This window comes from Mesorhizobium sp. M7A.T.Ca.US.000.02.2.1, assembly GCF_003996995.1.
Classification (GTDB): Bacteria; Pseudomonadota; Alphaproteobacteria; order Rhizobiales; family Rhizobiaceae; genus Mesorhizobium.
In genome coordinates, this window is record NZ_RZTT01000299.1 from 1 (window position 1) to 7,622 (window position 7,622).

At 60.9% G+C, this 7,622-nt stretch carries 7 protein-coding genes and 1 pseudogene; 5 read left to right on the forward strand and 3 right to left on the reverse strand.

Annotated elements, in window-relative coordinates:
• The coding region (gene map, locus EOD15_RS24030; protein WP_127408892.1) for a type I methionyl aminopeptidase at positions 1-554 on the forward strand (554 nt) is incomplete at its 5' end.
• A 26-nt stretch (positions 555-580) separates the two neighbouring features.
• On the opposite strand, the gene EOD15_RS24035 is transcribed toward map, so the two are convergent.
• The 3 genes from EOD15_RS24035 to EOD15_RS24045 are packed head-to-tail and all read right to left on the reverse strand — an operon-like array spanning position 581 to position 3,563.
• A complete protein-coding gene (locus EOD15_RS24035) occupies positions 581-1,906 on the reverse strand; it encodes a HAMP domain-containing sensor histidine kinase (RefSeq protein WP_127321129.1) in 1,326 nt (441 codons plus the stop codon).
• On the reverse strand, positions 1,903-2,664 hold the full coding sequence (locus EOD15_RS24040; RefSeq protein WP_164761794.1) for a response regulator transcription factor: 762 nt from the start codon (positions 2,662-2,664) through the stop codon (positions 1,903-1,905). The genes EOD15_RS24035 and EOD15_RS24040 overlap by 4 nt, the downstream gene beginning before the upstream one ends.
• A 41-nt stretch (positions 2,665-2,705) precedes the next feature.
• On the reverse strand, positions 2,706-3,563 hold the full coding sequence (locus EOD15_RS24045) for a MipA/OmpV family protein (RefSeq protein WP_127321127.1): 858 nt from the start codon (positions 3,561-3,563) through the stop codon (positions 2,706-2,708).
• A 231-nt stretch (positions 3,564-3,794) separates the two neighbouring features.
• Here EOD15_RS24045 and radC point away from each other — a divergent pair, with 231 nt between their 5' ends.
• The 4 genes and pseudogenes from radC to EOD15_RS24065 all read left to right on the forward strand — a co-directional run.
• Positions 3,795-4,556 carry a DNA repair protein RadC gene (gene radC, locus EOD15_RS24050; RefSeq protein ID WP_127321126.1) on the forward strand — a complete coding sequence of 254 codons (762 nt, stop codon included), beginning with the start codon at positions 3,795-3,797 and terminating at the stop codon, positions 4,554-4,556.
• A gap of 154 nt (positions 4,557-4,710) precedes the next feature.
• Positions 4,711-5,595, forward strand: coding sequence for a cytochrome c oxidase subunit II (locus tag EOD15_RS24055; protein WP_127321125.1), 885 nt, complete (start codon positions 4,711-4,713; stop codon positions 5,593-5,595).
• Between the two features lie 24 nt (positions 5,596-5,619).
• On the forward strand, positions 5,620-7,389 hold the full coding sequence (gene ctaD / locus EOD15_RS24060) for a cytochrome c oxidase subunit I (RefSeq protein ID WP_127321124.1): 1,770 nt from the start codon (positions 5,620-5,622) through the stop codon (positions 7,387-7,389).
• Positions 7,386-7,622 (forward strand): annotated as a pseudogene (locus tag EOD15_RS24065) (cytochrome-c oxidase); the annotation flags it as partial. The gene ctaD and the pseudogene EOD15_RS24065, both read left to right, overlap by 4 nt.

Here is a 7,622-nt window from a genome sequence, read left to right on the forward strand (position 1 = left end):
GCCATGGCATTCCCGACAACAAGCCGCTCAAGGATGGAGACATCGTCAACATCGACGTCACCTACATCCTCGACGGCTGGCACGGCGATTCTTCGCGCATGTATCCGGTCGGCACGATCAAGCGCGCCGCCGAGCGCCTGCTCGAAGTCACGCATGAATGCCTGATGCGCGGCATTGCAGCGGTCAGGCCTGGCGCCCGCACCGGCGCCATCGGCGCCGCCATCCAGACCTTTGCCGAAGGCGAGCGCTGCTCGGTGGTGCGCGACTTCTGCGGCCACGGCGTCGGCCAGTTGTTCCATGACGCGCCGAACATCCTGCATTACGGCAGCGCCAATGAAGGCGTCGAGATGCGGCCAGGCATGATCTTCACCATCGAGCCGATGATCAATCTGGGCAGGCCGCATGTGAAGGTTCTGTCGGACGGCTGGACTGCGGTGACGCGCGACCGCTCGCTGTCGGCGCAGTACGAGCACACGATCGGCGTGACTGACACAGGGTGCGAGATTTTCACGCTGTCGCCCAAAAAGCTCGATCGCCCCGGCCTGCCGGCTTAGAGCGCGTCTGCCCGGCAGGAGGCCGTCTATGCCGACTGCACGCCAGCGGCATTCGGCAGATCGATGGTGACGACCAGTCCGCTGGGCTGGTTGTCCTCCAATTCGATCCTGCCGCCGTGACCCTGGACGATGTCGGCAACGATCGACAGGCCCAGACCGAAGCCATGCTTCGATGCAATGCCGCGCGATGCATCTTCCTTGAAGAATGGTTCGAAAACACGGGCGCGTGCCGTCATCGGAATACCCGGCCCGTCGTCCCCTACCGTGATGCGCGCCGCCGTGCCGGTCGCCGTCAAGGCGACCGTGACGTTGCCAGCGAATTTGACCCCGTTGTCGCAGAGATTGGCGATCGCACGCGCCAATGCATTGGGCTTGCACCAGCCCAGGAGCCGGTCCGGCCCGGAATATGAGACAGGAAATCCGACATCGGAGAACTCGGCGCAGACGGTTTGCAGAACGCTGGCAATGTCGGCGAGTTGCAGCTTCTCCGTCGAAACATCGTTGCGCAAATAGGTCAGGGTCTCGTCGATCAAGATTTCGATGTGCTGGACATCGGACAGGATTGCGGTTCGGATGGGGCCATCATCCATACGCTCGGCGCGAAGCCGCAGCCGCGTCAACGGCGTGCGCAGATCATGACTGACGCTGCGCAACATGCGCGTGCGGTTTTCGATCATCGTGCGGATGCGCGTCCTCATCCTGTTCAGGGCGCGCGCCAATCCCACCATTTCAATGGAGCCGTGTTCGACGAAGAGCTGGTCGCCATTCTCAATCTCGGCCGAACCGACTGCTGCCGAGATGCGCTTCAATGGATCCGTCACGGCCCAAACCGCAAACAGCCAGATCAGCACGGGCAAGGCGACGAAAGCCATGAACCTGTAGAACGAGGCACGGACGAGGCCCGATGTCAGCCAGGAATCGGGCATGCCGAAATGGGCCAGGACGTCCTGCTGGTCCAAGTCGATGACAAACGCGTATCGGCCGCCGATCCTTAGCCAGCGTCCATCAACCGTCCCCCTGTCGATACGCAAAAGCCATTCGACACTTCGCCATTGCAGATAGGACTGGGGAATGCCGCGTATCTGGTCCTTGGGCAATATCTCGAAATCAAAGCCGGCCCGCTTTGCTGTCGCCAGAATTGCGCCACGCGCCTCCGCCGGCGTTTCTTGCAACAAGGCAGCAACAACGCCTGCACGCCTTGCGTTATCTTCCGCGGCGGGAAGGTCGACGTTCTCGATGAAACTCTCAACGACTGAGCCGACGAACATGATCACGATCACCGCGATGAAAATGATCGCCACAAACTGCCCACGCACGGACTGCGGCAGGAAACGGCGGAGGATACCACTCATGCTTCCTCCACCGTCGCGGTGAAGATGTAGCCACCCAACCGAACGGTCCTCAAAAGCAGCGGATCGCGCGCATCCTTTTCGATCTTCCTGCGGATTCGACTGATATGGACATCGACGCTACGCTCAATCGGCCCCGCGAGCCCGGCATGGGTTACGCCCAGAAGTTCCTCGCGAGAGAGAACCCGGCCCGCATTGCGACAAAACGCAAGCAACAGGTCGAATTCATGCGTCGTGGTCGTAACCCGCGCATTGTTGGGGTCATGCAATTGCCGGCGTATTGGATCGAGGCGCCAGCCGTTGAAACGGAGCACCTTCGACCAGTCCCGCTCGTCTGGAGCATAGGCTGTACGGCGCAGCAGCGCCCGTATCCTGGCCGTCAGTTCGCGCGCGCTGAACGGTTTCGTCACATAATCGTCGGCGCCGATTTCCAGCCCGAAGATGCGGTCGATTTCCTCGCCGAGCGCGGTCAGCATCAGGATCGGAATGTTGGTTCCGGCACGAAGACGGCGGCAGATGTTGAGACCATTTTCGCCCGGCAGCATGACATCGAGCACGATGAGATCGAATTTCTGGTTGCGAAGCGCGGCGTTCATCTGGACGCCGCTCTCGGCAATTTCCACGATCATGCCGTTGTCGGTGAGCGTCTCGCCCAGCATGCGCGCGATCTCAAGATCGTCTTCGACAATGAGGATGCGCGAACCTTGCCTGGCCGACCTGGATTCGGCGCTCAAATCGCTTTGGTGCCGTTGCTGTGCCATTCCGGAGTTTGTCTAGCCTGCATTTGGTGCCTGGGTAGGCGTCAGAACCGATATCCGACGAGAAGCATCCCTGAAGGCTGGATCTTTTCGAGGACAACAGGGCTGTCGGCAGCGTCCCCCAAGAGAACACCGACCCCCGCTTCGCCGCGCACCATCCAGCTCTCGTCGAGCATATATGTGGCGGAAATCGAAAAATCGGCGCGCTTCAAACCGGCACCGGCATCATAGCGCGCCAGCCCCGAGCGAGCCGATTGTTCGGGCGTGACACCAAAATAGGCCTGCATGTAATTTTCGTCGGCGAAGACGGCGGACGCGCTGGCGCCGATCATCAACGATTGAGACAGAGGCCGGGTCACCTCGATCCCCACCCTGCCCTCCAGGCCATCGCTGCCGCCGATGGTCTTGTCCAGTTGCGCGAATATTTCGGCCGGACCGAACTTCGCCGCTGCCTTCACGCCGACCGTCGCGCCCATGTCGACGTCCCCCAAGCCGCGCAGATGGTCGGAGTCGTCTTCCTTGCGGCCCATCTCATAGCCAAGCCGAGCGCTGAACGCGAACGGTCCTTGTTCATAGACGGCGATGTTGGCACCTGTCGGGTCGATCGTCACCGTGTCGAGGAATGTCGCCGTGACGAAAGGCACCGGCATGATCTTGAACTCATTGCTGCCTTCGTATTTGGGGACGATGATGGCGCCGCCGCCAAGCACGACATGCCAGTCGGCCAGCTTCTGTTCGAAACGCCCGAAACGGGAAGGCTCGGGCGGCAGGGTAAAATCATCGGAATTCACCGCAATGGCGTCTGCCGCCAGCGCGCCCTCCGAATGCGTCGAAAGCAGGATTGCCATGGCCGCGAGAGATGCCCGGCCGGCCAACAGTCCAGAGTCAATTTTGGCGAACATGCGCGCTCCAGTATAGCGAGGCAACGAGCCTCCGATGGCGCCAACATGTCAGGTGAAAGTGGCCGCATGCGTTAAGTGATGTTAAGTTTTGTTGCGCAATCGTGGTTTCATCTTGCTGTATGAGAAAGCCATGGCGATCTGCCGTGGGGCGTCTCGCGATCGGGGAACAGAACTGTTTCAATCCCGGCCAGAACAGTTCTAATGTCTGCGCTGGAGCAATGTGGGCGGTGTATGGGGAACACAAACGACGACGACGAGCGGAGTTTCTTCTCCGAAGCGCCGATGCGGCCTGCGGCGAAAGCCAAGGCGACGCTCGACGAAAAGCCGCATTACCTCGGTCACCGCGACCGACTGCGCGAGCGTTTTGCCCTGGCGGGTCCGGACGCCCTGCCCGATTACGAACTTCTGGAACTTCTGCTCTTTCGCCTGATCCCTCGTGCCGACACCAAACCGGCGGCCAAGGCGCTGCTGGCGCGCTTCGGCACGCTGGCCGAAGTGCTCGGGGCGCCGGTTGGCCTCTTGCAGGAGGTCAAGGGCGTTGGCCCTGCGGTGGCGCTCGATCTCAAGATCGTCGCGGCAACCGCGCAGCGCATGGCGCGCGGAGAGGTGCAGGGTCGCGAAGTCCTCTCGTCCTGGACACAGCTTCTTGCCTATTGCCGGTCGGTCATGGCCTTCGAGGCGCGCGAGCAGTTCCGCATCCTGTTCCTCGACAAGAAGAACGCGCTGATCGCCGACGAGGTTCAGCAGACAGGCACCGTCGACCATACGCCCGTTTACCCGCGCGAGGTGGTCAGGCGCGCCCTCGAACTCTCGGCCACCGCCATCATCCTGGTCCACAATCACCCGTCGGGCGACCCCACACCCTCACGAGCCGATATCGAAATGACGAAGGAGATCATCGAGGCGGGCAAGCGGCTGGGCATTGGCGTGCACGACCATATCATCATCGGGCGCAAGGGCTATTCGAGCATGAAGGGCCTGCTGCTGATCTAGGAACGGCCCTTCTCGAAGGTCGCTGTAGCAAAAAGGCGGTATTTTTCCCGTCAAGATAGTCGGCTCTGGAATTTCGATCGCAAAAAGAGCTATGATGAACTTGGCATTCGCCGGGACAGCTTCGATCGCCCTTTGAATGCCGGGAGGACGGGACATGGCCGTAGCGCTTGTACTCGTTTTGATCGTTGTGGGCTCGGTGCTGTTTCACCTGCTGAGTCCATGGTGGTGGACGCCTATTGCCTCGAACTGGGGCTATATCGACAACACCATCAGCATCACCTTCTGGATCACCGGTGTCGTCTTCGCCGCCGTGGTTCTGTTCATGGCCTATTGCGTCTTCCGCTTCCGTCATCGGGAAGGGAATCGGGCTGCCTACGAACCGGAAAACAAGCGCCTCGAATCGTGGCTGACGATCGTCACCGCGGTCGGGGTTACGGCGTTGCTGGTTCCCGGCCTGTTCGTCTGGAGCCAGTTCGTCAACGTTCCCAGCGACGCAACCGTGGTCGAAGTCGTCGGCCAGCAGTGGCAGTGGAGTTTTCGTCTGCCTGGCAAGGACGGCAAGCTTGGCAGATCCGACACCCGCGAGGTCACCGCGGACAATCCGCTGGGCGTGATCGCCGGCGATCCCAACGGTCAGGACGATGTCGTGGTCGAAGCGGCTGATTTGCATTTGCCGGTCGGCAAGCCGGTCAAGATGCTGCTCCGCTCGATCGACGTGCTGCATGATTTCTACGTGCCGGAGTTCCGCGCCAAGATGGACATGATCCCGGGCTCGGTCACCTATTTCTGGTTCACGCCGACCAAGACAGGAACCTTCCAGGTGCTGTGCGCCGAGCTTTGCGGCCAAGGCCACCCTCTGATGAATGGCATCGTCATAGTCGACACCGAGCAGGACTATGTGGCCTGGCTCGACCAGCAGCAGACATTCGCGCAATTGTCGGCGCCCCAGCAGACGGGCTCGGCGCAACAGGCGCCGGGCAAGGCAACGGCATCAGCTTTAAAAGTTGCGGCAAAACTCGAAACTGTCGGGTCCCGCTGAAAAGGGCACGGAGGAACTCCTCCTATGGTCGATATCACGCCTGCAGATGCGGTCCCGGCCGCCGAAGTCCCGGAAATGGAACTCTACCATCCGCACAGCTGGTGGACGAAGTATATCTTCTCGCAGGACGCCAAGGTCATCGCCATCCAGTATTCGGCGACGGCGACGGCAATCGGCATGGTGGCGCTGGTGCTGTCCTGGCTGATGCGGCTGCAGCTCGGTTTCCCCGGCACGTTCGACTTCATCACCCCGGAAGCCTATTACCAGTTCATCACCATGCACGGGATGATCATGGTGGTCTACCTGCTCACGGCGCTCTTCCTGGGCGGCTTCGGCAACTACCTGATCCCGCTGATGGTCGGAGCTCGCGACATGGTTTTCCCCTATGTTAACATGCTGAGCTACTGGATCTATCTGCTTGCCGTGGTGGTTCTGGTGTCGAGCTTCTTTGCGCCCGGCGGACCGACGGGTGCCGGCTGGACGCTTTATCCGCCGCAAGCCATCATGACCGGTACGCCAGGCGGCCAGGACTGGGGTATCATCCTGATGCTTGTCTCACTGATCCTGTTCATCATCGGCTTCACCATGGGCGGCCTGAACTATGTCGTGACGGTGCTGCAGGCCCGCACGCGGGGCATGACGCTGATGCGCCTGCCATTGACGGTCTGGGGCATCTTCACCGCTACCGTCATGGCGCTGCTCGCCTTCCCGGCGCTGTTCGTCGCCTGCGTGATGATGTTGTTTGACCGTGCGCTCGGCACCTCCTTCTTCATGCCGGCGATCGTCGAGATGGGCGAACAACTGCAGCATGGCGGCGGCAGCCCGATCCTGTTCCAGCATCTGTTCTGGTTCTTCGGTCACCCCGAGGTCTACATCGTGGCACTGCCGGCCTTCGGCATCGTCTCCGACCTGATCAGCACCCATGCGCGCAAGAACATCTTCGGCTACCGGATGATGGTCTGGGCGATCGTCGGCATCGGCGCGCTGAGCTTCGTGGTCTGGGCTCACCACATGTATGTCAGCGGCATGCACCCCTATTTCGGCTTCTTCTTCGCCACCACGACATTGATCATCGCCGTGCCGACCGCCATCAAGGTCTACAATTGGGTGCTGACGCTGTGGCGCGGCGACATCCATCTCACCATACCGATGCTCTTTGCCCTGGCCTTCATCGTCACCTTCGTCAACGGCGGCTTGACCGGCCTGTTTCTTGGCAACGTCGTCGTCGACGTTCCATTGTCGGACACGATGTTCGTGGTTGCGCATTTCCATATGGTCATGGGCGTCGCTCCAATCCTCGTGATTTTCGGCGCAATCTACCACTGGTACCCCAAGGTAACCGGTCGGATGCTGAATGAGACGCTCGGCCAGTTCCACTTCTGGGTCACGTTCCTCGGCGCCTATCTGATCTTCTTCCCCATGCACTATCTTGGCCTGGTGGGCCTGCCACGGCGCTATGCCGAACTGACCGACATGACGATCATGACGGAATCGGCCCACCACCTGAACTCCTTCATCAGCATCATGGCGTTCATCGTCGGCTTTGCCCAGATCGTGTTCCTGTTCAACCTGATCTGGAGCATCCGTCACGGCCGTGAGGCCGGCGGCAATCCCTGGCGCGCCACGACGCTCGAATGGCAGACGTCCGAAACCCCGCCGGCCCACGGCAATTTCGGCAAGGATCTGCCGATCGTCTATCGCTGGGCCTATGACTACAGCGTGCCGGGCGCCAAGGAGGATTTCATTCCGCAGAACGTGCCAGGCTCCTTCGGCACCTACAAGGAGCCGGCATGAGCGTCATCCTGGTCTTCCTGCTGGTGGTCGTCGCCTTTGTCGGATGGTGGCTTTCCCATCAGCGGCTGATGTCGAAGCCATGGCTCGAGCAAGGCATGGCCGAGGATTTTGTCGCCCTCGACCGCTCGGCGCTGCCGACGGCTAAGATCGGCCTCGGTGTCTTCCTCGCCGTTGTAGGCTGCCTGTTCGCGCTGTTCACCAGCGCCTACTTCATGCGCATGGCGCTGTCGGAC

Coding starts and splice junctions, on each gene's coding strand:
- EOD15_RS24035 (WP_127321129.1), bottom strand. CDS start 1,906: ATGAGTGGTATCCTCCGCCGTTTCCTGCCGCAGTCCGTGCGTGGGCAG.
- EOD15_RS24040 (WP_164761794.1), bottom strand. CDS start 2,664: ATGGCACAGCAACGGCACCAAAGCGATTTGAGCGCCGAATCCAGGTCG.
- EOD15_RS24045 (WP_127321127.1), bottom strand. CDS start 3,563: ATGTTCGCCAAAATTGACTCTGGACTGTTGGCCGGCCGGGCATCTCTC.
- radC (WP_127321126.1), top strand. CDS start 3,795: ATGGGGAACACAAACGACGACGACGAGCGGAGTTTCTTCTCCGAAGCG.
- EOD15_RS24055 (WP_127321125.1), top strand. CDS start 4,711: ATGGCCGTAGCGCTTGTACTCGTTTTGATCGTTGTGGGCTCGGTGCTG.
- ctaD (WP_127321124.1), top strand. CDS start 5,620: ATGGTCGATATCACGCCTGCAGATGCGGTCCCGGCCGCCGAAGTCCCG.